This window comes from Micromonospora sp. CB01531, from assembly GCF_001905095.1.
Lineage (GTDB): Bacteria > Actinomycetota > Actinomycetes > Mycobacteriales > Micromonosporaceae > Micromonospora.
Genome location: NZ_LWLS01000105.1, coordinates 22917 through 47444, shown reverse-complemented (window position 1 = coordinate 47444; position 24528 = coordinate 22917). Strand labels below are relative to the sequence as shown.

The following is a 24528-nucleotide window of genomic DNA, read 5'->3' as shown; positions in this document are numbered from 1 at the left end:
TATGCAACGCACCGACACGATCAAGCGGACGATCGCCGAGGTCGTCGCCGAACGGAAGACCCAGATGTCGCCCGGCGGGGTGTTCGTCGAGGCGTTCGCCAAGGACGGCTTCGACACCCGCGTCGACTACGACGTCACCATCACCGACTCGCTGACCAGCTCACGACGCAAGCCCCGCTACCCGTCCCGAAATATGCTCAAGGTGGTGAGCCTGTCCCGGGAGCCGCAGGAGCACTACTGGCACGAGAGCCCACCCCGCGCCGGCGACCCCACCGTCGACGGCGCGGACCTGCGCCGCGAGGCGGCCAACCACTTCCACCGCTCCCCCATCCCCCCGCTGCTCACCACCACCGCCTGGGTGCAGGTGCCCGACACGCTCTGCGACGACCCGGCCAGTTTCGAGCAGTTCATCAACTACCGGCTCGTCGTGCGGCTGGCCACCGCCGAGAACCACACCATCCTCCGCGGCGAGGGCGGGCTGCTGAACATGCCGGACATCGGCCGGCTCACCGACCCCGGCCCGTTCGCCTCCACCATCCTGGCCGCCTGCAACGAGGTCGAGCAGATGGGCAGCACCGCCGACGGGCTGATCATCAACCCGGCCGACTACTACCGGCTGCTCGGTTCCGGGACCCAGCTGCGGGACGTGGAGGACAACGGGGTCTTCATCGTGCGTACCCGGCTGGTCGACCCGGGCACCGCGATCGTCGGCGACTTCGGCCATGGTGCGCTGCTGTTCGACGCCGGCCGGTCGGTGATCCGGTTCGCCGAGCCGCCGCCCGGCACGTTCGCCGAGCCCGGGGTGGCGCTGTGCGCACAGATCTGGGAGCGGGTCGTGGTCAACCTGCCCACCTGCTTCTTCGTCGTCACCATCTGACGGGCGAGAAGCACGATGACAGCGACGCCCGCCCGGCACGACCCTGACGTCCTGGTCATCGGCGCGGGTGTCGTCGGTCTGTTCTGCGCCTGGTTCCTGCGGGCCGCCGGGCACACCGTCACGGTCGTCGACCGGGGCGAGGTCGGCGATCCGGCGGCCTGCTCGGCCGGGAACACCGGCTTCGTCGGCACCCAGGGCGCCGCGCCGCTGGCCGAGCCGGGCGTACCGGCGAAAGGGCTGCGCTGGCTGTTCGACCCGGAAAGTCCGTTCCACGTCCGGCCGCGCCCGGACCTCGGGCTGCTGGCCTGGCTGTGGCACTTCCGGCGGTACTGCACCGAGCGCCACGCCCGCGCCGGGTTCGAGGTGCTGCTCGCGCTCAAGCAGCGCAGCCTGGCCATCCTCCGCGAGATCTGCGCCGGCGACCTCGCCGACACCCTCACCGCCCGTGGCATGGTGCTGGCCTGCAAGACCGAGCAGGGGTACGCGCAGGCCCGGCGCGGCATCCCCGCGGCGGTCGAGCGCGGGGTGCCGCTGCGCGAACTGGACCACGCGGAGCTGGCCCGGCTCGAACCCGGGGTGGAGTTCGCCATCGCCGGGGCGCTGCTCAACGAGGAGGGCGCCGCGCTGCGCATCCCCGCCTTCCTGGTCGGCTTCGCCCGCGCCCTGCGGGAGCGGGGCGTGGAGATCATCACCGGCGCCGAGGTTCGCGGCTTCGAGGTGACCGGGCGGCGGGTACGCGCCGTCCGCACCAGCCGGGGCGACCTGCGCCCGGCCGAGGTGGTGATCGCCGCCGGGGTGTGGTCGCTGGCCTGCGCCCGTACGCTCGGCGTCGGACTGATGCTGCAACCCGCGAAGGGCTACACCGTCACCGTCGCCGCCGGGCCGGGCACGCCGACCCGGCCCCTGCTGCTCAGCGAGGGCAAGGTGGCGGTGATGCCGCTGGGCGACCGGGTACGCGTCGGCGGCACCCTGGAACTGTCCGGCCTGGACACCTCGGTGTCGCCCCGACGGGTCGACGGAATCCTGCGCACGGTGCGGTCGTATCTGCCGGGGCTGGACACCGATCGGCGGCTGCACGTCTGGAGCGGTCTGCGGCCGTGCACCCCGGACAGCCTGCCGCTGATCGGCCGGGCCGGGACGTACCGCAACGTCAGCGTGGCGACCGGGCACGGGCACATCGGGATGGGCCTCGCCCCCGCCGGCGGCCAGCTGATCGCCCAGCTCATCGGCGGCGTACCGCCCGACCTGCCGCTGGAGGCGTTCGCCTTGGACCGGTTCGGGAGGACGCGATGACCGATGGGCCGGCGATCGGGGTACTCTGCCTCGACACCAGCTTCGACAAGATTCCCGGCCACATCCGCAACCTGGCCACCTTCGACTTCCCGGTCCACTACCGGGTGGTCCGGGGCGCCACCCCCCGCCGACTGGTCCGCGAGGCCGACCCGACGCTGCTGGAGCCGTTCCTCCAGGCCGCCCGGGACCTGCAGGCCGCCGGCGTCGCGGGAATCACCGGAGCGTGCGGTTTCCTCGTGCTCTTCCAGGCGGAACTCGCCGCCGTCGTGGACGTACCGCTGTGGTCCTCCAGCCTGATCCAGCTACCCCTGGTGCACCAGATGATCGGACCGGGCCGCACGGTCGGGCTGCTGGTCGCCGACGAGGCGGCGCTGATCCCCCGACACCTCGCCGCGGTCGGGGCGCGGGAGGTGCCGCTCGCGGTCACCGGCATGGCCGGTCAACGCGAGTTCCGCGAGGTGATGCTGGAGGGACGCCGCGACACCCTCGACGTCGACCGGCTGGCCGCCGAAGTGGACGAACAGGTGGATGCCCTTGCCCGGGCTCACCCGGATCTCGGCGCGCTGGTGATCGAGTGCACGGATCTGGTGCCGTTCGCACACCGGATCCAGGCCCGGCTCGGGGTGCCGGTCTTCGACATCGTCACCCTCACCCGGATGCTGTACGACAGCCTCACCCGCCGCCCGTTCACCCGCCGCCTCGACCTTGAGCCCCAGCCGTGATGCCCGGTCACGGCCTACGTGCCGAGATCAGTTCGAACCGGCCGGGCAACACCTCGATGTTGTGGAATCCGGCCTGCCGCAGTGCGCCGATGTAGAAGGTGGTCTCCCGCAGGCGGCTGGCGCAACTGTCGACGCCGATCAGGAAGTAGGACCAGAAGAACTGCATGGCCAGCCGCTCCGAGGTGCGGAACTCCTCGCAGATGAGCAGGCGGCCGCCGGGCGGCAGCGCCTGGTAGGCGTTCTCGATCAGGCGGTGCGCGACGCGCGCCGGCCAGTCGTGCAGGACGCGGACGAACGCCATGCTGTCGTAGCCGGTGGGCAGCGCATCGGTGAGAAAGTCCCCGCCGACGAACCCGAGCCGGGTTCCGTGGCCGGACCGTACCCGGGTCTCGTCGACGAGGGGCTGGACCGGGGGCAGGTTGTAGACGTCGACGGTCAGGCCGGGCGTATCGGCAAGCAGGTACGTGGCGAGGGTGCCGTCGCCGCCTCCCACGTCCAGCAGCCGGTGGCGGTCGGGCCAGAGCCGCGGTGCGTGGGTGCGGAACACCTCGATGATCGGGCCCAGGCCGGCCGCCATGCTCCTCTCGAAGTCGGCGATCTGGGCCGCCGTCCGCGGCGGCCAGGCGAAGTCGTTCTCGGTGATGCTGAACTGCCCGCGAAGAGTGTCCGCCAGCCTGCCGTGCAGCTGCCGCCACGGGTACTTGTCGCGGTCGCGTTCGATCGCGTCGGGCCCGACCACCTCGACGACGGCGTCCTTGAGCCCCGGGACGGCACGGTACTCGGTGTCGTTGATGTCGTCGGTCCGCTCGTCGCGGTGCACGAAGCCGAGGCTTTCCAGGCAGTCAAGGAGCTTGTAGAGCCGACCCGGGCGCAGGTCGAGGCGGGCGCTGAGCTGCCCGAGGCGCACCGGACCGGGCTCCAGCGCGTCGAGCAGCCCGATGTTCAGGGCGGTCTCCAGCACGTCGATGGCCTTGGCGCCGTTGGCGAGCAGGCTCATGAGTGCCCTCGGGGACAGCGGTGCGCCGGTCATGATCTGACCTGCCGGAGCTCCAAGTCGAGGGCGTCCATGAACGCGTCAACCTCGTCGATGGTGTTGTAGATGTGCGGAGCCACCCGCAGGGCCCCTCGCCAGCTGCAGATCATCTGCCGCCGGGCGAGGCTGCGCTTGACCGCCTCACCGTCATGGACGGCCAGGCAGACGACACCGCCCCGTTGCGCGGGCGCGGTGGGGCCGAGCACGGGGATGCCGGCGGCCGCGGCCCGGTGCACGATCCGCTCGGTGCAGTTCAGTGAGTGCTCGCGGATGGCGTCGATGCCCACGCCGGCCAGCAGGTCCAGTCCGACTCTGGAGATCTGGGCACTGAGCGGGAACGGGGTTCCACCGGCGAACCGGCGGGCGTCGCCGGCCCAGTCCGACGAAGGGCGGAAGGTCAGCGCGGCGTCGCCGGCGAACCATCCCGTCGCCGCCGGCCGCAGGGTCGGCAGCAGCTCGGGCCGGACGTACAGGAACGCCGTCCCGACGCCGCACAGCCATTTGTGCGCGCCGCCGAGGACGAAGTCGACGTCCAGCGCTGCCACGTCGAACGGGACCGTGCCGATGGTCTGGAAGGCGTCGACGACAACGAGTGCGCCGACGTCGTGTGCGCGTTTGACGAGACGGGGCAGGTCGATCACCGCGCCGGTGGCATAGCTGGCGTGCGGCACGCACACCAGCAGCGTACGTTCGTCGATCCGCCGCTCCAGGGCATCCTCGTCGAACCCGGGCCCGCCGGCGTCGACGACGTCGAGTCGGGCGCCGTAGCGGCCGAACGCGCGCCAGATGAACGGCACCGTGGGGAACTCCAGGTGCGTCGTGACCACCCGGTTGCGGGACGGACGGTAGTCGAAACAGGAGGCGATGCGGCCCAGGAGGGTGCTGACGTTGGCGTCGGTGACCACGCTGCCGGGCGGAGCGCCGATGAACCGTGCGACGGCGTCGCCGTAGGCCCGCAGCTCGTTGAGCCACTCGTCCCACACGTCGTCGCGCCAGGCGCACAGCGTCTCCCAGTACCGGTGGAGAACAGACTCGGCCCCACGCGGCACCGCCCCGGTGGAGTTGCTGTTCAGGTACACGCAGGTCTCGAGCAGAGGGAAGTGGTGCCGTAGTTGCGTGGTCACGCCGGCACCCGCGCTTCCCGGCGGTCGGCCCCGGGCGCCAGACCGCCCTCCCGCCGCCACTCGGCGGTGAGCTGGCTGCGGACCGCCCAGAGTGCCCGGAACAGGGGCTGGGTCATCCGCCCGACGAGAACCTGGGTGGGCACTCCGTCCAGCGCCGCGACGTCCCGGCCCACCCCGATCGTCCGGCGCACCAGCAGGTAGTGGGTGAACAGCCACGTCTGATAGCCCTCATCGAGGTCGACGAGTAGCTCGCAGACCCGCTTCAGTTCGGGTCGGGGACCGGCGTAGACGTCGGCAAGCGCGACCTCGTGCCGCGCCAGGAGCCGGTCCAGTGCCTCGGCGGCGTACGACGCGGCCACCCGTACGGCGTTGTAGCCGGGGGATTCCTGCCCGCTGCCGTTACCGAGATGCCGGCGTATCACCTGGTAGGTGTCGGGTGTGAGAGTCTCCAGCACGCGAAGCTCATGCGACAGGCAGTGCGTGATCCGCACAGCTCGGTCCAGCCGAGCGGTCACCTCCCACAGGCGATCACCATCGAGATCGTCGACGACCTCGGCCACCTCGTGGGCGAGTAGTTTCAGCCACAGTTCCTGCGCCTGATGCACGACCTGAAACATGAGCTCGTCCGCGTCGACGAGCTCAGACCTGGGTGTCTGCAGCCGCAGCAGATCGGCGGTTCGCAGGTAGATCTCGTAGTCGAGCTTTCCTTCGCCGACCGTCACTTTCAACACTGGGTTGAACAGGGGCCGGCTGAGTGCCTCGTGCACGTCGCCGACTGTCTTTTCCGAATCCGGTTTGCTCACGCGGCACAACCTCCAGTCATGCCGCTACTCCTCTACGGCACCGCCGCACAGTCAAGCAAACAACACTTTCGGCTACCAGCCCTCACAACGCGAGGTGATTCACAAGCTCGCCGTATTGCTCAATTGACATTGACAATCTACGATGCATCGATCGGACGGCGGACAATTCGCGCAGGGCCCCGAGCCGTGACGCCCTGCCAAGTGCGGCCCGGCCACCCCTCCCCAGCCCCGGCCAGTCCGGGTCCGGCCGCCGCCAGGGGCGATCAGGCGAGTGCGGCAAGGGCGGCGGCCACCGCCTCCGCCGCGGGGATCCCCTCCGGCAGCCTCGCGGTGCCAACCACCGCGGCCAGCGGCAGCGGGCCGTAGACGTGCGGGAACAGCGCGCCGCCGCGCGACGGCTCCCAGCGCAACGCATCGCCGAGCCGGTCCGGGTCGACCGCGAGGACCAGCAGATCGGGCTGACCGGCGAAGTACCGCTCGGCCGTGCCGGAGAGCTGCTCGGCCGACGAGAGGTGGATGAATCCGTCCTGCCGGTCCGCCGCCGAGCCGTCGTACCGGCCCTCGGCCAGCGCCGCGGACCACTCCCCCCGGGCCAGGATCTTGTAGATCATCCCGCCAGCGTACGGTCCGGCCGGTGGGCTCCTCTCAACTTTGAGTCGAGCCGAAGCTCAGCCGGGTCCGCGCCCACCGCTGTGGCCGGCTGCCGGTCGTCGGGCGGCTGCGGCGGCGAGATCCAGGTGACCATCACGACCGAGATGATCATGAGGAGGAACCACGATGCCAGTTTCGCTGGCGAAACCGGCTGCCAACCGCCCAGCTGGCTGGGGTAGAGCCACGCATGCGACCAAGTGGCGATGTTCTCCGCGAGCCAGATGAAGAAGGCGACGAGGACGAAGGCGAGCAGGAGCGGCATGCGCCAACGGAACCGGAATATACGGAACTGCATGACACAGCGCCCGAACACGACCGCGACGACGGCGATGAGGAGCCACCGGAAGTCAAAGACGTAGTGGTTGGTGAAGAAGTTGGCGTAGATCGCGACGGCCACGACAGCCGTCACCCAACGCTTCGGATAGCGCGCGAAACGCAGGTCGAACAGCCGGTTGACGCGGACCAGGTAGGAGCCGACCGCGGCGTACATGAAGCCACTGAAGAGGGGCACCGCGCCGAGCCGCAGCACCCCGTCGGGCGCGTACGACCACGAGCCGATGTGCGTCTTGAACAACTCCATGGCTGTGCCGACAAGGTGGAACAGGACCACTACCCGCAGTTCCCGCACGGTTTCGAGGCGTCCGGCCACCATGGCGATCTGGATGGCGACCGCGGCAAGAGTCAGGAAGTCGTTGCGGGCGAACACCGCGTCCGCCGGGTACCAGAGGTGCGCCGCGAAGATGACCGCCAGCATCGCCCCACCGAACACGCACGCCCAAGCCTGTTTGAGTCCGAAGACCGCGAGCTCGATCAGCCAGCTGATCGGCCCACGCTGGGGCAGCCGCGCCAGGACCGCGCGGAAGCGGGCATCGATCGCGCGTTCGGCGGTGGTCAGCGTGGCTGGTTCGGAAGGGGTATGCATCGCCCCGACGCTATCGTGCCGGCGCAGGTCAGCGGCCTTGGTCTCAGCCAGCTTCACGCGCGCGGCCGCCCCCGGGTCGGGGTTGACTGCGGGTACGCGCACGCGTACCCGCAGTTTCAGGACCGCTCAGCCGCAGTTCCCCCAGGTGTACCTACCGTTACCCACCCACATCGTGCCGTTCAGGACCTCCCCCTCGTACATGACGCAGGTGTCTCGCGCAGAGCGCTGCTTCGCGGCGTAGTACTTGTAGTTGCCCGAGTCGGTGACCCAGGAGCTGCCCTCAACTCGCAAACTGGCGGCGACCCCGGTCGTCGATCCGATGGCCACCGCCTTGAGGGTGGCGACACAGTTGTACCCGGTTGCGCTGTTGTACATCAGGTAGACGTCGCCCACCTTGGTGCCGCCGGAATAGATCGACCGGTGGCCGTCGGAAGCTTGGGCCCAGGAGCCGCCGAAGTCGTTGTTGCAGGCTTGTGCCGGGGTGAACGGGTTCGTCGCGGCGTGGGCCGGCGACCCGAACGTCACCACCGCAACAGCCACTGAGAGTGCCGAGATCGACAGTCGTCGCGCTAGTACGCGCACACGGTCCTCCAAAGCTCCGGCGCGGAGATCACACACGTGTCAGGCGCCAGTGGTCCAAATCGGATGATCAACACTACCCAGCGCGGTAACCTGGCCAGCGGCCGCACCGCGCAGCGCCCGCGGCCTGTCACCATCGGCGTCTGGCGCCCGTCGATGTCTCGAAGGACGGGCGCCAGACCCGCCGGTATCAGTAGATGATCAGGTACGGCTGCTGGTCGCTCTCCCGGCTGTCCACGGCGAGTGGTCGCCCGGCAGTCGTGTCGTCGGAGAGTCGCAGCGCCAGGGCTCCGTCGGCCAGGTTGACGTTGACCGCGCCGGTGACGTCGACCGAATACCAGCGGGTGCTCCCCGCCACACGGCGGCGATGGCCCGGTCGATCCCTGCAGTTGCAGCCCTGGTGCTCCGAACCTCACGCCCTGTCGTCTTTGACCAACTCTTCATCGGTGACCTCCGGCAAGGCCTCCTGCCAACCGGCACGGTACGTGTGATCGTCGGGAAACCGGGTAGCCCCGGCATGGTCCAGCCGTCCCGGTGCCGGGCCGCGGAGCGGGAGGGCGTGCCTGGTGGGGCTGACCGATGAATTCTTCGACGAATTCACCAGACGGGCCTCCAGGACGCTGCGCGCCCACGAATCCGGAACGATCCGACTTGACGCCAGCGCGCACCGCCGGACCGACCACTGGTATCTCACGGTCACGGATGGAACCGTCACGGTCAGCAGGGACGACCGGCCCGCGGACTGCGTCCTGCGCTCCGACCCGGAGTTCTTCGAGGCGCTGCTGACCGGGCGGACCAACCTGGTCGCCGCAGTGCTGCGGCGCCGCTACACGTTAGAGGGCGACCCGACGAGACTGTACTTGCTGGAGCGGATGCTGCCCGACCCGCCCGGCGCCCGGGACCCCCGGCTCCAAGCTCCCACCGCCACCGCAGCAGAGGAGTATCCGACCGGCCGCTTCCGGCGGCGGCCAACGAAGGAGGACAGCAAGAGGAGACGCCACCGCCAGTTCAGCGTCCTCGACGGCAACACCTTCGCGGTCAGCGACGGTCACGGCGACATCGCCCCGTCGCCGGACTACCTCACCGGGCTGTACTCGTTTGACACCCGGTTTTTGTCGGTGTGGCGGCTGACCGTCGACGGCGAGCGGCTGCACTCGCTCTCCGTGGACAACCTGCAGTACTTCCAGGTGCGGTTCTTCCTGGTCCCGGGCCAACCGACGCAATACGTCAATGCCAAGGTGACGGTGATCCGGGACCGCTCGCTGGGCGGAAGCATGCAGGAACGGATAACGGTGCTCAACCATGACGACAAGCCGGTGCGGCTACGGGTCCGGATGCAGATCGAGAGCGACTTCGCGGACCTGTTCGAAGCCACGGACGTGCCAACGAAGCCGGGCCGGACGACGGCCGAGGTCGCCGACGGGCAATTGCGCCTGAGCTACGAGCGGGAGACGTTCACCCGCGCGACGATCGTCTCGTCGTCGGTCCCGGCCACCATCGACCAGCGCGGGATGACCTTCGACATCCAGGTGGAGTCGCATGGCGCCTGGTCCACCGACCTGGAGGTCGAGGCCCGGGTGACCGGGGCGCACGGCCGGGACATCCGAGAGAGTCTGCGTAGCTACGCGCACCGGACCCAGAAGCAGATGCGCCAGCAGCTCGACGAGTGGCTCGCCGGGGCACCCCGTCTATTCGCCGACTGCCGGCCGTTGATGGTGGCGTACCGTCGGAGCCTGGTCGACCTGGCGGCCCTGCGCTACCGAACCCTCCTTTTCTGGGAGCCGGTGCCGATCGCCGGATTGCCGTGGTTCATGACCATGTTCGGCCGGGACAGCATCCTCACCTGTCTACAGGCGCTGCCGTTCAAGCCGGAACTGGCCGCCGCGGCGCTGCGGGTGCTCGCCACCAACCAGTCCACCAAGCTGGACGATTTCCGGGAACGGGACCCGGGCAAAATCATGCAGGAGATCCGGTACGGGGAGCTGGCGGCCTTCGAGGAGGAACCGTACGCGGTGTACTACGGGGCGGCGGACACCACAGCCCTGTTCGTGGTGCTGCTCGACGAGTACGAGCGGTGGTCCGGCGACGTCGAACTGGTGAAGAACCTGGAGGAGAACGCCCGGGCGGCGCTTGACTGGATCGACACTTACGCCGACCTGCTCGGCGACGGCTACGTCTGGTACCGGCGGCGAAACACCCAGCACGGGTCGATCAACCAGTGCTGGAAGGTCTCCTGGGACGCGATCTCCTACCGGGACGGCCGGCTGCCCGGCTTCCCTCGGGCCACCTGCGAACTGCAAGGGTACGCCTACGACGCGAAGATGCGGGCCGCCCGGCTGGCGCGGGAAATCTGGGGCGACCCGGAGTACGCCGACCGGCTGGAACGCGGGGCGGCGGAGCTGAAGGAACGGTTCAACCGGGACTTCTGGGTATCCAATGGGGAGTACTACGCGCTGGCTCTCGACGCGGACGGCTCCCAGGTCGACGCGCTCGCCTCGAACATGGGGCACCTGCTGTGGAGCGGGATCGTCGACGGGCCGCGGGCGGCGCGGGTGGCCGAGCTGCTGATGAGCCCACGATTGTTCTCCGGCTGGGGGGTGCGAACGCTGGCGACGGACCAAACCCGGTTCAACCCCGTCGGCTACCACGTGGGCACGGTCTGGCCGTTCGACAACTCGTTCATCGCCTGGGGCCTGCGTCGCTACGGCTTCCATGCGGAGGCCGCGCGGATCTCCCAGGCGATGATCGACGCGGCCGACCACTTCGAGGGCCGGCTGCCGGAGGCATTCGCCGGCTACGACCGCACGCTGACCAAGTACCCGGTGCCGTATCCCACCGCGTGCAGCCCGCAGGCCTGGTCGGCCGGGGCACCCCTGCTGCTGCTCCGCACCATGCTCGGCCTGCAACCGCTCAACGAGCACCTGGTGATCGATCCCGCGGTCCCGGAAGAGCTGGGCCGCATCGAGCTGATGGACATCCCCGGCCGGTGGGGGCGAATCGACGCCCTGGGTCGCAGCTGGGCCGGCGCCGGGCGGTGGCCGGGCACTTGACCTGGCCGGGTCGCCAGGATGACCACGGCGGGGCGGCACCCCGGATTTTCAAGGCTGACGGGCAGACTGGCGCTGCTCGATGCGTTGCACCTCGTCGAGGGTCGGCAGCGACCGTCCGGCCCCCGGTTTCTCGACGGCGGCGGCGCCGAGCAGGTTGGCGAACGCTCCGATCTTCGCCAGCGGCAGGGCGGCCAGCGTCGCCGCGATGGCGCCGGCGCAGAACGAGTCACCCGCGCCGGTCGTGTCGACCGTCCGCACCGACAGCCCGGGCAGCTCGACCAACTCGTCGGCGGTGGCGATGATGGTGCCGTCGCGGCCGACCTTGAGCGCTACGGTCTTGGCCCCAAGGTCGCACAGCCTGCGGCAGGCCTCCGCCGGCTCCGCCGTCCCGATCAGTTGCCGGGCCTCCGGAACGCCGACGACCAGCAGATCGGTGAACCTCAACAACCTCCGAATGGTGGCCGGCTCACGACGGGCCGGATCCACCGGGATGTCGAGGGAGACCGGCACGCCGTTCGCGGTGGCCACCTCGATCGCCCGGACCGCCGCGAGCGACTGCGGCGCCTGCAGGAAGGCGTAGCCGGACACGTGCAGGAAATCGCAGGCGGCGATCGCCTCTTCCGGCAGGTAGGCCGGCGAATACCGAGGGTTCGCTCCGCGGTAGGCCATCATGGTGCGCTCCCCGTCCGGCGTCACGCCGATCACGTTGAGCGACGTCGGCTCGTGCGGGTCGCGGACGACGTTCTCCAAGCCGACCCCTTCGGCGCGCAGCGCCTCGACCGCGACCTCGGCCCAGCGGTCCTCGCCGATCGCGCTGAGCATGCTGGGCCGCAGGCCCAACCGGCGGAGCATGATGGCGCTGTTGGCCGCGGAGCCGCCCAGCCCGATCCGCTGGGACGATGCGACGCCGTCGCCACCGGGTCGTGGGTACTCGGCGAGCTCGAGAATCAGGTCGACGTTGATGTCACCGAGCAGCAGGACGACGGCGTCCCGCTGCCCACTGACCTCTGTCACGAGTTGGCTCGCGGTCACTGCGCTGTCACCTCTCAGCCGCCGGTCCCGGCCACCGCGATCCGGCCGGCAAGGCGTGCGTTCGCCAGCACCAGATCGACGTTGGCCTTGAGGCTGGCGCCGCCGGTCTGCTCATGGAAGAAGGCCAGCAGGAACGGAGTCACATCCTTGCCTCGCACGTCCTGCTCCCGCAACGCCGCGAGCGCCGCCGCCAGAACGTCGTCGTGCAGGTCCGGATCCATCTCGCTCTCCGGCTCGATCGGGTTCGCGACAACCAGGGCCCGGCTGTTGCCGAGGACGCGGTTGGCGGCGTGGATCCGGGCCACCTCCTCGGGGGTCTCCACCCGCCACGGCACCGCCATCTCGGTCCCCCGGACGTAGAAGCCGGGGAAGATGTCGGTGCGGTATCCGACGACGCCCACCGACAGGCTCTCGAGCCGTTCCAGGGTCGCCGGCACGTCGAGGATCGACTTCACGCCGGCGCAGACCACGACGATCGGCGCAGCCGCGAGCCCCATGAGGTCGGCGGACTCGTCCCACGATGTCGCCGCGCCTCGGTGCACGCCGCCGAGACCGCCGGTGGCGAAGACCTCGATGCCCACCAGGCTGGCCAGCCAGGCCGTGGAGGCCACCGTTGTGGCACCCGGAGCCCGACGGGCAAGGGTGACCGCGACGTCACGGATGCTCGCCTTGTTGACATCGTCGCGGCTCGCGATCTGGTGGAGGGCGTCCTCATCGAGGCCGACCCGGACGCGACCGTCCAGGACGGCGATGGTGGCGGGCACGGCGCCTGCGGATCGCACCGACTGCTCGATGTCGCGCGCCACCTGCATGTTGCTGTCGCGGGGCAGGCCATGGCTGATGATGGTGGACTCCAGCGCGACGACTGGCCCGCCGTGGCGGAGGGCCTCGGCCACCTCTGGATGAACGTCGACGGGCAGGCCGCCCAACCGGTCGGATGCTGGGGTTGTCATGTCTCGATCGTCCTGATGATCTCGTGGTGGGTGGGGACACCGCGGCCCGGGCGGAACGACCGGGCCGGCCGGCAGCTACCGCATGGCCTGCTCGAAGTCACGGATGATGTCGCGGGCGGACTCGATGCCGACGGATACCCGGATCATGCCGTCGGTGATGCCCATCTGCTCCCGCTCCGCCGGCGGGATGTCGAGGAAGGCCATCGTCCCGGGTACCTGGGTCACGGTCCGCACCCCACCCAGGCTCGCCGCGAAAGAGCCCAGCTTGAGGCCCTTGAGGACGCGCACCGCCTGGTCCTCGGTGTCCAGGCTGAACGCCAGCATCGCACCCGGCATGTCGAACTGCCGTTGGGTCAGTTCGTGCTGCGGATGGCTGGGCAGGCCCGGGTAGAACACCTTGCGGACCTGAGGCTGCTTCTCCAGCCATTCGGCGAGGGCGAGCGCGTTCTGGGTCTGCCGTTCGACCCGCAGCGGAAGGGTCTGCAGCCCGCGCAGCAGCAGCCACGCGTTGAACGGGGACAGCGCCCCGCCGAGCTTGGTGAGGGTGTTCCAGCGGACCTGCTCCAGCCAGTCCGCGGGGAGGATGTCCGAGCGCAGGGTGATGACCCCACCCACCGCGTCGTTGTGGCCGCCCATGAACTTGGTGGCGCTCTCGAGCACCACGTCGACGCCGTGCTCGTGGGGCCGGCAGACCGCCGGGCTGGCGAAGGTGTTGTCGCAGAAGACGACGATTCCCCGCGCGTGGGCGAGGTCCGCGAGGGCGCGAAGGGGCGCGATCTTCATCGTCGGGTTGGCGATGGTTTCCACGTAGAGGACGCGGGTGCGGTCGGTGATCGCCGTCTCCACCGCCGCGATGTCACTGGCGTCGACGAACGTGACCTCGATGCCGAAGTCCTGGATGCGGTGGTCGAAGAACTCGTGCGTGGAGCTGTAGGTGGTGAGGTCGGCGACGATGTGGTCCCCGGCCTTGAGCAGGCCGAGTAGGGCGTGGGAGATCGCCGCCATCCCGGAGGCGGTGGCCAGGCACGCCGTCGCGCCGGCGAGCTGAGCGACGTGCTCCTCGAGCTTGTACTCGCTGGGGTTGCCGCAGCGGCTGTAGATGTTCACCTCCTTGCGAGCCCCGTCGACGATCTGGTCGTAGATGTCGTCGGCGTACTGGTAGTTGGCCGACATGTAGATCGGGTAGCTGATCGACTGCGTGCTGGCCTCGGGCTCGTAGTAGACGGCGCGGCTGGCGAAGTCGAGGTCGTCCATGGTGTGTCTCCTTGGGTTGGGGCGGGCCGGGCTGGCCGTCACTGCTTGATGGCACCGCTGGTCAGCCCGCCGATGACCTGCTTCTGGAGGGCGACGTACACCACGAACGAACCGAGGGCGGCGAGCAGAACCGCCGCCAGCAGCACGGGGTAGTCGGTGACCCGCTCGCCCACGTAGTCGGTGAGACCCAGCGGCAAGGTCTTCTTGCTGGGGGTGTTGAGCAGCACCAGCGGGAAGAGGAAGTCGTTCCAGACCCAGATGGTGTTGACGATGGCGGTGGTGAACATCGCCGGTCGCGCGATTGGCACCATGACGCGTAGGAAGGCCCGCAGTTCGGACGTGCCGTCGACCCGGGCTGCCTCGACCAGGGACCGTGGGACCGTGCTGAAGAACGCCCGCATGATGAGGACGGACACCGGCAGGTTGAAGGCCACGGTGGGCAGGACCACTCCGGTACGGGTGTCCAGGAGGCCCGCGTCGCGCAGCGTCGCGACCAGCGGCACCAGTGCGACGTACGCCGGGATGGCCATCGCGACCAGCATCGCGATCTCCACCCAGGGCATCCAACGGGTGCGGTAGATGACGAAGGCGTAGCCGGCGGCGGTGGCCATGGCGACGGTCAACGCGACCGACACCGCCGTCACCGCGAGGGAGTTTCCGGCGTAGACGAGCAGTTTCCCTTCGCCGAGCGCCTTGCCGTAGTTGGCCCACTGCGGGTTGGTGGGCAGCGACCAGACGGACGCCAGGAAGTCCTGGTTGCTCTTAAGCGAGCTGTAGGCCATCCAGAGGAAGGGGAAGATGACCACGGTCAGGTGCACCGCCAGGATGAGGTACACGATCGCGGTGCCGGTGCTGAGGCGGGGCCGCTCGCGGCCGGTCGTTCCCGGTACGGCCGCCGGGTGCTGCCTGGTGACGTGGATGGTCGAGGAACTCACGCCTCTCCTCGCTTCCCGCGGCGCATCAGGCCGAGGACGAAGACGCCGACCGCGGCGGTCAGCAGGATCTGGGCGAATCCGATGGTGGACGCGTAGCCGGCTTCGAAGTTCCCGAAGCCGGTCTGGAAGAGGTACGTGGACACGACATCGGTGGCGTTGCTCGGTCCCCCTCGGGTGAGCACGTAGACGAGGGAGAACGTCTTGAAGGAGGAGACGACCGCCAGCAGGGTCGTCGCCTGGACGTTCGACCAGACCATCGGGACGCTGACGGAGAAGAAGGTCCGGTAGTGGCCGGCGCCGTCGATGGCCGCCGCGTCGTACACCGCTTCGTCGACGTTCTCGAACGCGGCGACGAAGAGCAGGATGTACAGCCCCAGGTAGGTCAGGTTCATGACCACCAGCACCGCGGGCATCGCGGTCGACCGGTCGCCCAGCCACCCGCGTGCGAGTTCGTCGAGCCCGACGGCGTTGAGGAAGCCGTTCAGCAGCCCGAAGTAGGGGTTGTAGACGAAACCCCAGAGCAACCCGATGCAGATCTCGCTGATCACCACCGGCACGACGTAGACGAACATGGCGAACCGCTTGATCCGGGGCACCACCCGCACCAGCCAGTACGCGATGACCATGCCGACGCCGACCTGGAACACGATCGCGGTGAGCGCGACCAGGACGTTGTTACGAAGTGACCCCCAGAAGATCCGGTCGCCGAGCAGCCGCTCGTAGTTGGTCAGGCCGGTCCACTGCCGGGGCGAGACGCCGTCCCATGAGTGGAACGACAGGACCCCGGCCGTGAGCAGCGGGTAGGCGACGAAGACCGCCAGGAACAGCACCGCGGGCGCGAGGAACAGCAGTGCTGCCCGAGCGTCGCGGCGGGCGGCGACGGACCGCGTGGATGTGGACACGAGACCTCCTGGGTCGCCGCCCGAGCGCCCGCAGCCGGGGCGGGCGCTCGGGCAACGGATCGCAGTGGTTACTTGCCGGCCTTGGCGGCGTTCTCGATGGCCTCGGACGCCGCCGCCGGCGGGATCGAGCCGTCGATCAACCCTTGGAGAGTGGAGTAGTACGTCTCGGTGGTCTTGGGGGCCATCGCGGTGTCGTAGAACGGGTCGAGGGTGTCGGCCTTGCCGATCACGTCCTGGACCACCCCGGCCAGCAGCGGGCCGGCCGCCTCCGGCGTGGTCGCCCCCTTGCGGGCGACCATGGTCTTGCGGATCTGGACGTACTTGGTCATCACCTCGGGGCTGGTGATGTGGCGGAGGAACGCCAGGGCCGCCTCCTTGTCCTTGGCCTTCTCGGACACGGCGAAGCTGGCGGCGACGCCGGCCAGGACGTCACTCTGGTTCCCCTTGCCCGCCGCGAAGGTCGGGAACGGGAAGTAGCCGAGCTCGAAGCCGGCCGGGGCCTCCGCGGACATACCGATCTGCCAGGTGCCGTTGAGGACCATGGCCGCCTTGCCGTTGAGGAAGAGGATGTTGGCCTCCGCGTCGGACATGCCGTTCGCGCCCTTCGGCAGGTATCCCTTCTGGGCGAGCGTCTGCAGGACGCCGGCCGCGTCCTTGGCCTCGGGTCCGAAAGTGGCATTCTTGTCTCCGGCGCCGAAGCCGGACATGACCCCACTGCCGTGCAGGCGCATCTCGGCGTACTGGAACCAGAAGGTCGCGGGCCAGCTGTCCTTGTTGCCGAGCGCGACCGGCACCACGCCGGCAGACTTGATCTTCTCGGCCAGGTCGAGGAACTCCGGCCAGGTGGTGGGGACCTGCCATCCCTTGGCGTCGAACAGTGCCTTGTTGTACCAGACCAGCGCGGCGTCGATGTCGATCGGCACCGCGTACGTCGACCCGCCGAAGGTGACCGATGGCAGCGAGCTTTCCAGGAAGCTGTCGCGCCAGCCCTGCTTGGCGAGCTCGTCGTCCAGCCGGAGCACCTGGCCGCTGTCGACGAAGGCCTTCAGGTAGCCACCCGGCAGCGTGTAGAAGACATCCGGCGCGTTGCCCGAGGCCATGGCCGTCTGCAGTTTCGTCTTGTAGGAGGACTGCTCGGCCGACACCTCCTTCACCTTGATGTCAGGATGCGCCTTCTTGAAGGTGTCCAGCGCGTACTCGATGAACTCGACCTTGTCCTTCTGGCCTGCGTAGGCGTGCCAGATCTCCAGGGTCTTCCCGCCGCCAGACGTGTCAGCCGAGCCACCGGCGCCTGCGCACGCCGACAGCATCACGAGCGCGGCACCGGCAGCCAGTGCCGCTCGCCATGCAGATCTGATTCGCATCCCAGACTCCCGTGGTTCCACTGCTTGAAAACTTGGTGGGTAGTAGTACTACCACCACGAGCCAGCCTGGTCTAGGGTGTTGCTCAATTCGAGACGGGGCGAGGGAATGACCAACTCCACCACCAACGGCACCAGCGCCCTGGCGCGACTGAGGGCAGCCAGGCCGGCACTGTCCGACACCGAACGGAAGGTCGCGGACTGGATCCTCGAGCAGCCGGCAGGATTGCTAGAGAGCTCGATGCTGGATGTCGCCCGGGCATGCAACGTCAGCGACACCACGGTGCTGCGGATGTGCCGCAACAGCGGCTTCGCCGGGTTCACCGACCTCAAGCTCGGCCTGGCCCAGGACCTCGCCTCGCCGACCCAACTGATCCACGACGACGTCACGCCGGACGACGACGCGGCGACGGTCGCGGCCAAGGTCTTCGCCAGCACCATCCAGTCCCTGCGCGACACGCACCACCTGCTGACCGGCCAGGACATGGCGCGGACGCTGGACCTGCTCGAAGCCGCCGACCACGTCCTGGTCGGCGGCGTCGGCACGTCCGGGGTCGTCGCACAGTCCTTCTACCAGCGGTGCCACCGGCTCGGGATCCGCTGCGATGCCCCGGTCGACTCGCAGTTGCAGATCATGCACGCCTCCCTGCTGCGCCCCGGGGATCTCGCGATCGGCATCTCCTACTCAGGCGCCACGAAGGACGTGGCCGACATGCTGGCCCAGGCGCGCCGGGCCGGGGCGTCCACCCTCGTCGTGACCGGCAACCGGGACTCCCACGTCGCGCGGCAGGGAGACGTCGTGCTGGTCAGCGTCTCCCACGAGACCCGCAGCGAGCCCCTGGCCGCCCGGGCCTGCCAGATGGCGCTCCTCGACGCCCTCTACGTCGCGTACTCGCTGCGGCACGTCGACGACGTGCTGGAGAACGAGAAGCGACTCAACCAAGCCATCGCACAGCGTTCCTATTGACTATTTCGGACACCAGTTGGAGAACCGAGTGATCGTCCAGATCTACACCGCGCAGTCCGCTCGCGAGGCCCTCGCCCTCGCGGAGGTAGGAGTCGACCACGTCGGCCTCACCCCGGCCAAGCTCGGCCTGCCGGGAGAGATCGATGAAGACACCGCAGCGGAAGCCGTCCGTGCGCTGCGCGGGAAGGCGGTCTCGGTGGCCCTGTCCGTCTCCAGTGACCTCGACGAGATCGTCCGCATGACCACGCGGGTCCAGCCCGACATCCTGCACCTGTGCGGCGAGCCCGGCGCCGTGCCGCCGTCCGCCGTCGCGTCGCTCCGGCGCCGGCTGCCCGCCTGCAAGATCATGCAGGCCATCGCCGTCACCGGGTCCGAGGCGGTGGACACCGCCCGCGCCTACGCCGATGTCAGTGACCTGCTCATCCTCGACTCCCACACCGACGAGGTCGCGGGCGTCGGCGCCGCCGGGGTGGTGCACGACTGGGACATCAGCGCGCGAATCGTCGCGTCCGTCGGCATCCCGGTCATCCTCGCCGGGGGCCTGTCGCCCGAGAACGTGGCTGCGGCGATCGCGACCGTGCAGCCCTGGGGCGTGGACTCGCTCACGCTGACCAACCGGGCGCTGCCCGGAGGTGGCTTCGAGAAGGACCTCGCCCGCGTCGCCGAGTTCGTCAGCAACTCGCGTGCCGCCCGGGTCCCGGCATGAGCACCACGGTCAACCACCCCATCCCCACCAAGCGGTTGCCTGGTCAGCCTCCGGACCTCTCCCCCGCTTCCCCCGTGGTGTCCGCACGCCCGCCTGGTCCGGACGCTGAACCGCACGTCGACCTGGACGTCCTCGACGCCGTCCAGCGTCGGGTGTTGTGGCTCGCGACGCGGATCGTGGATGCGGCCAATCGTGAGCGGGACACCGGCGACGGGGTCAAGGTCGGGGGTCACCAGGCGTCATCGGCGTCGATGGTGACGGTGATGACCGCGCTGTGGTTCGCGCACCTGGACGGGGCGGACCGGGTGGCGGTCAAGCCGCACGCCGCGCCGGTCTTCCACGCGATCCAGTACCTGCTCGGCAAGCTGGACCGGTCCTACTTGACGAAGCTGCGCGCACGGGGCGGGCTGCAGTCGTACCCCTCGCGGACCAAGGATCCCGACGAGGTCGACTTCTCGACCGGCTCGGTCGGGCTCGGCGCGGCGGCGCCGCTCTTCGCGGCGGCCGTGCGCCGCTACGTGGACGCCCACTTCGGGGCGCGCCCCCGGTCACGGTTCATCGCGCTGCTCGGCGACGCCGAACTGGACGAGGGGAACGTCTGGGAAGCGGTGGCCGATCCTGCCACCCACGGGCTGGGCAGGGTCACCTGGATCGTGGACTTCAACCGGCAGTCCCTGGACCGGGTCGTCCCCGGAATCCGAATCGACCAGTGGCGGGCCTCGTTCGAGGCCAACGGCTGGCACGTCGTCGAGGTCAAGTACGGACGACGACTCCAGGCGTTCTTCTCCCGCCCCAACGGTTCCCTGCTGCGCGAGTGGATCGACGCGATGCCGAACGAGCAGTACCAGTCGCTGTTCGGCCTCAGCGGAGCGGCACTGCGGGAACGGCTCCTGGACGGGGCTCCCGCCGGCCTGGCGGAACTCGTCGCCGACGTCACCGACGACGACCTGGGCGAACTGGTCACCGACCTGGGCGGCCACGACCTGGGCGCGGTGCTGGACGGGCTGGCCGAATGCGAGGCGACGGACCGACCGACGGTGCTGTTCGCCTACACCATCAAGGGCTGGGGCCTGCCCATGGCGGGGAATCCACGCAACCACTCGGCCCTGCTCTCCGGTGAGCAGATCGATGCGCTGCGGGCCCAGACCGGCGTCCGCACCGACCGGGAATGGGATCGCTTCGATCCCGACTCGGCCGAGGGCCGGTGGATCGAGGAACGCGCGCGGCAACTGGCCCGGCAGCCGCGAAACGCTCGGCTGGGCGTCACCGTGCCGACCGCCACCGGGGTACGGGTCTCCCGGCCGGTGTCCACCCAGGAGGCCTTCGGCCGGATCCTGGTGGACCTCTCCCGCGACGAAGCAGTCGCCCCGCACCTGGTGACCACCGCGCCGGACGTCGCGACATCGACCAACCTGGCGGGGTTCATCAACCGGGCCGGCGTGTTCGCGCCCACCCAGCGGCGATCCTGGAACGCCGACCCGGTGCTGAGGTGGGCGGAAGGACCGACCGGGCAGCACATCGAGCTCGGCATCAGCGAGATGAACCTGTTCCTGCTGCTCGGGCAGCTTGGACTGGCCTGGGACCACTCCGACCAACCGCTCCTGCCGGTCGGCACCGTCTATGACCCGTTCGTGTGCCGGGGGCTGGACGCCTTCATCCACGGCGCCTATTCCGGCTCGCGGTTCCTGGTGGCCGGCACGCCTTCCGGGGTGACCCTGGCACCCGAGGGCGGGGCTCATCAGTCCACGATCACCGCGTCCATCGGCATCGAGCTGCCTGGCGTGACCTTCCTGGAGCCCGCATACGCCACCGCCCTGGACTGGCTCATGTGCGACGCCCTGTCGCGCATCGCCGCCGGTGACCCGGACTCGGCGGGCGCCGCCGGCGACCACGGGGCGTACTACCTGCGGCTGTCGACCCGCCCGATCGACCAGGCACCGTTCGAAGCGGCCCGGAGCCGGCTGGGCGACGTGGTCCTGCGCCGGCAGGTGCTGGCCGGTGCGTACCGGCTGGTCGACGCGTCCGAGTTGGCCGCCGCCGGGGCACCGCAGGTCTACCTGGCCGCCAGCGGCGCCGTCCTGCCCGAGACGGTCGCGGCGGCGACCGAGCTGGCCGAGGAAGGCATCGCCGCACACGTCGTGGACATCACCTCCGCCGACCGCCTCTTCACCGCCTGGCAGCGGGCACTGCGGCAAGGCATCCGGACCGCGACCGCGCCGGCCAGCCCCGGCGCGTTGCGCACCGCGTTCGCGACGCGGGCGCCCCTCGTGACCGTCCACGACGCCTCCAGTCACGCGCTCGCGTGGCTCGGCTCCGCGCTCGGCGTGCCTGCGGCGCCGCTCGGGGTCGACGAGTTCGGACAATCGGGCAGCGTCGCCGACCTCTACGAGATCCACGACCTGCTCCCCGGATCGATCACGAACGCGGCACTGGCCGCCCTGACCCTGGGAACCTGACGGCGTCCAGCCGTTCCCGGCCCGTGGGGACGGCTGGACGCCGTCGCCCGCGGGCCGGATCAGGTACGTGTGGCGGCGACGACCCGGCGTACCTCGTCGCCGTCGGTGGCCTCGCGTCCGTCGCGCCGCACCGGTGCCCGCAGGTGCACCTCCCGCGCCCCGGTCTCCGCGAGCACCTGCCGGACGTTGTGCGACCGGATGCCGCCGCCGGCGATGACCCGCAACCGGTCGCCGGCCCGCTGCCGTAGCGCGGCGATCCGCGCGGCGCCGGCCAGCGCGGTGGGCGCCGCGCCGGAGGTGAGCACCGCGTCGGCTCCGAGGTCGATGATTTGATCGATCGCCGCCAGCTGGTCGCCGACCTCGTCGAAGGCCTTGTGCACCGTCACCGGCAGCGGCCCCGCCGCCTCGATCAGGCGCCGGAGCACGGCCAGGTCGAGGCCGCCGTCGGCGGTGACCGCACCGACCACCACCCCGACCGCGAGGCCGTGCGGATTGGGCAGGCTCCGGATGGCAGCGATGTCGGCGAGCATGACCTGCTCCTCGATTTCGCTCAACCGGAAGTCACCGCCCCGGGGACGGACCATGACGCGTACCCCCACCCGGCGCAACGTCCGCAGGGCGACCTCGACGGTGCCCAGGCTGGGGGTGGTGCCGCCCTGGCCGAGATCGGCGCAGAGCTCCAGCCGGTCGGCCCCGGCGGCCTCGGCCACCAGTGCGGTCGGCACGTCACTCACGCAGATCTCCACCGTGGTCATGCCGCCTCCTCGCTTCGCTCGGTCATGCGGCCGCCCCGGCCCGTGCGGACGCCTTGCTCGACTCCGGACGCAGCGGGAAGTGGCAGGCCACCTGGTGCCCGTTGCCGGCCAGCGGCGGCTCCGTCGCGCAGATCTCCTGTGCCAGCGGGCAGCGGGTCCGGAACCGGCACCCGGTGGGCGGGTTCAACGCGCTAGGCAGCTCGCCTCGGATGGTGACGCCGTCGCGAGCGGTCGCGGCGTTCGGCGTGATCGAGGGGACGGCGTCGATGAGCGCCTGCGTGTACGGATGCCGGGCGGCCCGGACCACGTCCCGGGCGGGACCGACCTCGACGAGCTTGCCGAGGTACATGACGCCGATCCGGTCCGCCATGTAGTCGACGACGGACAGGTCGTGGCTGATGAAGACGTACGCCAGGCCGAGCTCGCGCTGCAGGTCCCGCATGAGGTTGAGGACCTGCGCCTGGATCGACACGTCCAGCGCGCTGACGGGTTCGTCGCCGACGATCAGCCGGGGTTGCAGGGCCAGCGACCGGGCCAGCCCGATGCGCTGCAGCTGGCCGCCGGAGAACTCGTGGGGGTAGCGCTCCAGGACCCGCCGCGACAGCCCCACCTGGTCGAGCAGCGTCGCGATCCGCGCCCGCCGCGCAGCCCCGTCGCCGACCTTCTGGATCTCGAGCGGCTCGGCGAGGATGGCGTCGACGCGCATCCGCGGGTTCATTGCGGCGTAGCTGTCCTGGAACATCAGTTGGACCTGGCGGTGCATCCGGCGGCGCTCCCGCCCGGTCAGGCTGGCGATGTCCGTGCCGTCCAGCAGGATCTGCCCGGCGGTCGGCCGTTCCAGCCCGACGGCCAGCCGTCCCACGGTGGACTTGCCGCAGCCGGACTCGCCGACCAGCCCGAAGGTCTCCCCCGGGCCGACCTCGAAGGAGACGCCCGCCACGGCGCTCACCTGCCCGGCGGACCGGCGCAGCAGCCCGCGGCCGTGCGCCGCGTAGTTCTTGACCAGCGCCTGCACCGACAGGACCGGGGTCGCCGCCGGCTGGTCTGCTCCGGCCGTCGAGTCGGCCGGCTCGGGCGCCGGTTCGACCCGCACCCGAGGCGGCAGGGTGGCCGGTGCGGCGGGCACCGGGTGCAGACAGGCGTGCCGGTGCTCGCCGATCGACAGGGCCACGTCGGTGGTCCGGCACTCGTCGGTGACGTGCCGGCAGCGTGGCGCGAACCGGCAGCCGGCCATGGGCCGGGACAGGTCCGGCGGCAATCCTGGGATGCTGTAGAGCCGGGAGTGTTCACCGCTCTCCCGGATCGCCGACTCGGGGAGCGCCTCCATCAGCGCCTCGGTGTAGCGGTGCCGGGGCGAGCGGAACAGTTGCTCGGTCGCGGCGGTCTCCACCACCCGTCCGGCGTACATGACGGCGACCCGGTCGGCGCGGCCGGCGATCACCCCCAGGTCATGGGTGACCAGGATGACGGCCATCCCGAACTCTTCCCGCAGGTCGTCGATGAGTTCGAGGATCTGCCGCTGGGTGGTGACGTCGAGCGCCGTGGTCGGCTCGTCGGCGATGAGCAGGCGCGGGGAGCAGACTAGTGCCATCGCGATGGCGACCCGTTGCCGCATCCCGCCGGACAACTCGTGCGGGTAGTTGTCGACGATCCGGTCCGGGCGTGGCATCCCGACCCGGCGCAGGATCTCGATGGCCCGTTCCCGGGCCTCCGCCCTGCCGACTCGCTCGTGCACCCGGAGCGGCTCGGCGACCTGGACGCCGATCCGCATGGTCGGGTTGAGCGAGGTGAGCGGGTCCTGGAAGACCATGCCCATCCGGACACCACGGATCCGGCGTACCTCGTCTGCTGGCAGCGATCGCAGGTCGCGGCCTTCGAAGAGGATCTGCCCGCCGGACACTCGGCCGCCGGGCGGCAGCAGCCCCATGATCGACAGCGCGGTCATCGTCTTGCCGCTGCCGGACTCACCCACGACGCCGAGGGTCTCCCCCGGCATGACCTCGAGATTGACCCCGTCGAGGGCGTGTACCGTGCCGCGGCGCAGCGCGATGTCGGTGTCGAGATCGCGCAGTTCCAGCAGGGGCTGGGCCGCTGCCGGCTGCCCGGCTGTCGAGGAGTGCCGTACGGTCGGGTCGGTCGATTCGCTCATTTCC

At 70.0% G+C, this 24528-nt stretch carries 22 protein-coding genes; 7 read left to right on the top strand and 15 right to left on the bottom strand.

What is annotated here, in order from left to right; translation table 11 throughout:
* The first annotated feature begins 1 nt into the window (after position 1).
* Genes A6A27_RS31865 through A6A27_RS31855 form a run of 3 tightly spaced genes read left to right on the top strand, consistent with a single transcriptional unit; the run spans position 2 to position 2892 of the window.
* Positions 2-877, top strand: a complete 876-nt coding sequence (locus A6A27_RS31865) for a family 3 encapsulin nanocompartment shell protein (RefSeq protein WP_073838346.1) — start codon at positions 2-4, stop codon at positions 875-877.
* Between the two features lie 15 nt (positions 878-892).
* The gene (locus A6A27_RS31860; RefSeq protein ID WP_073838345.1) at positions 893-2170 is read left to right on the top strand and encodes an NAD(P)/FAD-dependent oxidoreductase; all 1278 of its coding nucleotides are present in this window, start codon (positions 893-895) and stop codon (positions 2168-2170) included.
* Complete coding sequence (locus A6A27_RS31855) at positions 2167-2892, top strand: aspartate/glutamate racemase family protein (protein ID WP_073838344.1); 726 nt, start codon at positions 2167-2169, stop codon at positions 2890-2892. The genes A6A27_RS31860 and A6A27_RS31855 overlap by 4 nt, the downstream gene beginning before the upstream one ends.
* Before the next feature lie 7 nt (positions 2893-2899).
* Here the strand turns inward: A6A27_RS31855 and A6A27_RS31850 are convergent, their stop codons facing one another.
* The 7 genes from A6A27_RS31850 to A6A27_RS44565 all read right to left on the bottom strand — a co-directional run bounded on the left by A6A27_RS31850 (position 2900) and on the right by A6A27_RS44565 (position 8362).
* Positions 2900-3922 (bottom strand): methyltransferase, encoded by a 1023-nt coding sequence (locus tag A6A27_RS31850; protein WP_073838343.1) that lies wholly within the window; start codon positions 3920-3922, stop codon positions 2900-2902.
* Positions 3919-5049, bottom strand: a complete 1131-nt coding sequence (locus tag A6A27_RS31845) for an aminotransferase class V-fold PLP-dependent enzyme (protein WP_073838342.1) — start codon at positions 5047-5049, stop codon at positions 3919-3921. The genes A6A27_RS31850 and A6A27_RS31845 overlap by 4 nt, the downstream gene beginning before the upstream one ends.
* Positions 5046-5852 carry a tryptophan 2,3-dioxygenase family protein gene (locus A6A27_RS31840; protein WP_073838341.1) on the bottom strand — a complete coding sequence of 269 codons (807 nt, stop codon included), beginning with the start codon at positions 5850-5852 and terminating at the stop codon, positions 5046-5048. The genes A6A27_RS31845 and A6A27_RS31840 overlap by 4 nt, the downstream gene beginning before the upstream one ends.
* Before the next feature lie 263 nt (positions 5853-6115).
* Positions 6116-6463 (bottom strand): DUF952 domain-containing protein, encoded by a 348-nt coding sequence (locus tag A6A27_RS31835; protein WP_073838340.1) that lies wholly within the window; start codon positions 6461-6463, stop codon positions 6116-6118.
* Positions 6460-7425 (bottom strand): DUF817 family protein, encoded by a 966-nt coding sequence (locus tag A6A27_RS31830; protein ID WP_083673053.1) that lies wholly within the window; start codon positions 7423-7425, stop codon positions 6460-6462. Before A6A27_RS31830 ends, A6A27_RS31835 begins: the two co-directional genes overlap by 4 nt.
* 126 nt (positions 7426-7551) lie before the next feature.
* Positions 7552-7965 carry a hypothetical protein gene (locus A6A27_RS31825; RefSeq protein WP_143194272.1) on the bottom strand — a complete coding sequence of 138 codons (414 nt, stop codon included), beginning with the start codon at positions 7963-7965 and terminating at the stop codon, positions 7552-7554.
* A gap of 229 nt (positions 7966-8194) precedes the next feature.
* A complete protein-coding gene (locus A6A27_RS44565; RefSeq protein ID WP_158074095.1) occupies positions 8195-8362 on the bottom strand; it encodes a CBM96 family carbohydrate-binding protein in 168 nt (55 codons plus the stop codon).
* A 208-nt stretch (positions 8363-8570) separates the two neighbouring features.
* On the opposite strand from A6A27_RS44565, the gene A6A27_RS31815 reads away from it, so the two are divergent.
* Complete coding sequence (locus tag A6A27_RS31815) at positions 8571-11054, top strand: glycogen debranching N-terminal domain-containing protein (protein WP_083673021.1); 2484 nt, start codon at positions 8571-8573, stop codon at positions 11052-11054.
* A gap of 48 nt (positions 11055-11102) precedes the next feature.
* Here the strand turns inward: A6A27_RS31815 and A6A27_RS31810 are convergent, their stop codons facing one another.
* The 6 genes from A6A27_RS31810 to A6A27_RS31785 form a co-directional block, all read right to left on the bottom strand.
* Positions 11103-12086 (bottom strand): carbohydrate kinase family protein, encoded by a 984-nt coding sequence (locus A6A27_RS31810; RefSeq protein WP_206745067.1) that lies wholly within the window; start codon positions 12084-12086, stop codon positions 11103-11105.
* A 14-nt stretch (positions 12087-12100) separates the two neighbouring features.
* Positions 12101-13039 carry a pseudouridine-5'-phosphate glycosidase gene (locus A6A27_RS31805; RefSeq protein WP_073838338.1) on the bottom strand — a complete coding sequence of 313 codons (939 nt, stop codon included), beginning with the start codon at positions 13037-13039 and terminating at the stop codon, positions 12101-12103.
* A 75-nt stretch (positions 13040-13114) separates the two neighbouring features.
* A complete protein-coding gene (locus A6A27_RS31800) occupies positions 13115-14293 on the bottom strand; it encodes a trans-sulfuration enzyme family protein (protein WP_073838337.1) in 1179 nt (392 codons plus the stop codon).
* Positions 14294-14331: 38 nt separating this feature from the next.
* Complete coding sequence (locus A6A27_RS31795; protein ID WP_198940529.1) at positions 14332-15228, bottom strand: carbohydrate ABC transporter permease; 897 nt, start codon at positions 15226-15228, stop codon at positions 14332-14334.
* On the bottom strand, positions 15225-16130 hold the full coding sequence (locus A6A27_RS31790) for a carbohydrate ABC transporter permease (protein WP_073838336.1): 906 nt from the start codon (positions 16128-16130) through the stop codon (positions 15225-15227). The genes A6A27_RS31795 and A6A27_RS31790 overlap by 4 nt, the downstream gene beginning before the upstream one ends.
* Before the next feature lie 68 nt (positions 16131-16198).
* Positions 16199-17494, bottom strand: coding sequence for an ABC transporter substrate-binding protein (locus tag A6A27_RS31785; protein ID WP_083673019.1), 1296 nt, complete (start codon positions 17492-17494; stop codon positions 16199-16201).
* 106 nt (positions 17495-17600) lie between these two features.
* On the opposite strand from A6A27_RS31785, the gene A6A27_RS31780 reads away from it, so the two are divergent.
* From A6A27_RS31780 to A6A27_RS31770, 3 genes are read left to right on the top strand one after another with little or no spacing between them, the layout of a single operon-like run.
* Positions 17601-18458 carry a MurR/RpiR family transcriptional regulator gene (locus A6A27_RS31780; protein WP_073838334.1) on the top strand — a complete coding sequence of 286 codons (858 nt, stop codon included), beginning with the start codon at positions 17601-17603 and terminating at the stop codon, positions 18456-18458.
* A gap of 28 nt (positions 18459-18486) precedes the next feature.
* Complete coding sequence (locus A6A27_RS31775; protein ID WP_073838333.1) at positions 18487-19164, top strand: phosphoribosylanthranilate isomerase; 678 nt, start codon at positions 18487-18489, stop codon at positions 19162-19164.
* Positions 19161-21620, top strand: a complete 2460-nt coding sequence (locus A6A27_RS31770) for a transketolase-like TK C-terminal-containing protein (protein WP_083673018.1) — start codon at positions 19161-19163, stop codon at positions 21618-21620. The genes A6A27_RS31775 and A6A27_RS31770 overlap by 4 nt, the downstream gene beginning before the upstream one ends.
* Positions 21621-21679: 59 nt before the next feature.
* Here A6A27_RS31770 and A6A27_RS31765 read toward each other — a convergent pair whose 3' ends face one another.
* Positions 21680-22375 (bottom strand): copper homeostasis protein CutC, encoded by a 696-nt coding sequence (locus A6A27_RS31765; protein ID WP_073838332.1) that lies wholly within the window; start codon positions 22373-22375, stop codon positions 21680-21682.
* Between the two features lie 22 nt (positions 22376-22397).
* Positions 22398-24524: an ABC transporter ATP-binding protein gene (locus A6A27_RS31760; protein ID WP_073838331.1), complete on the bottom strand. Its 2127-nt coding sequence runs from the start codon at positions 24522-24524 to the stop codon at positions 22398-22400.
* Between the last annotated feature and the right edge of the window lie 4 nt (positions 24525-24528).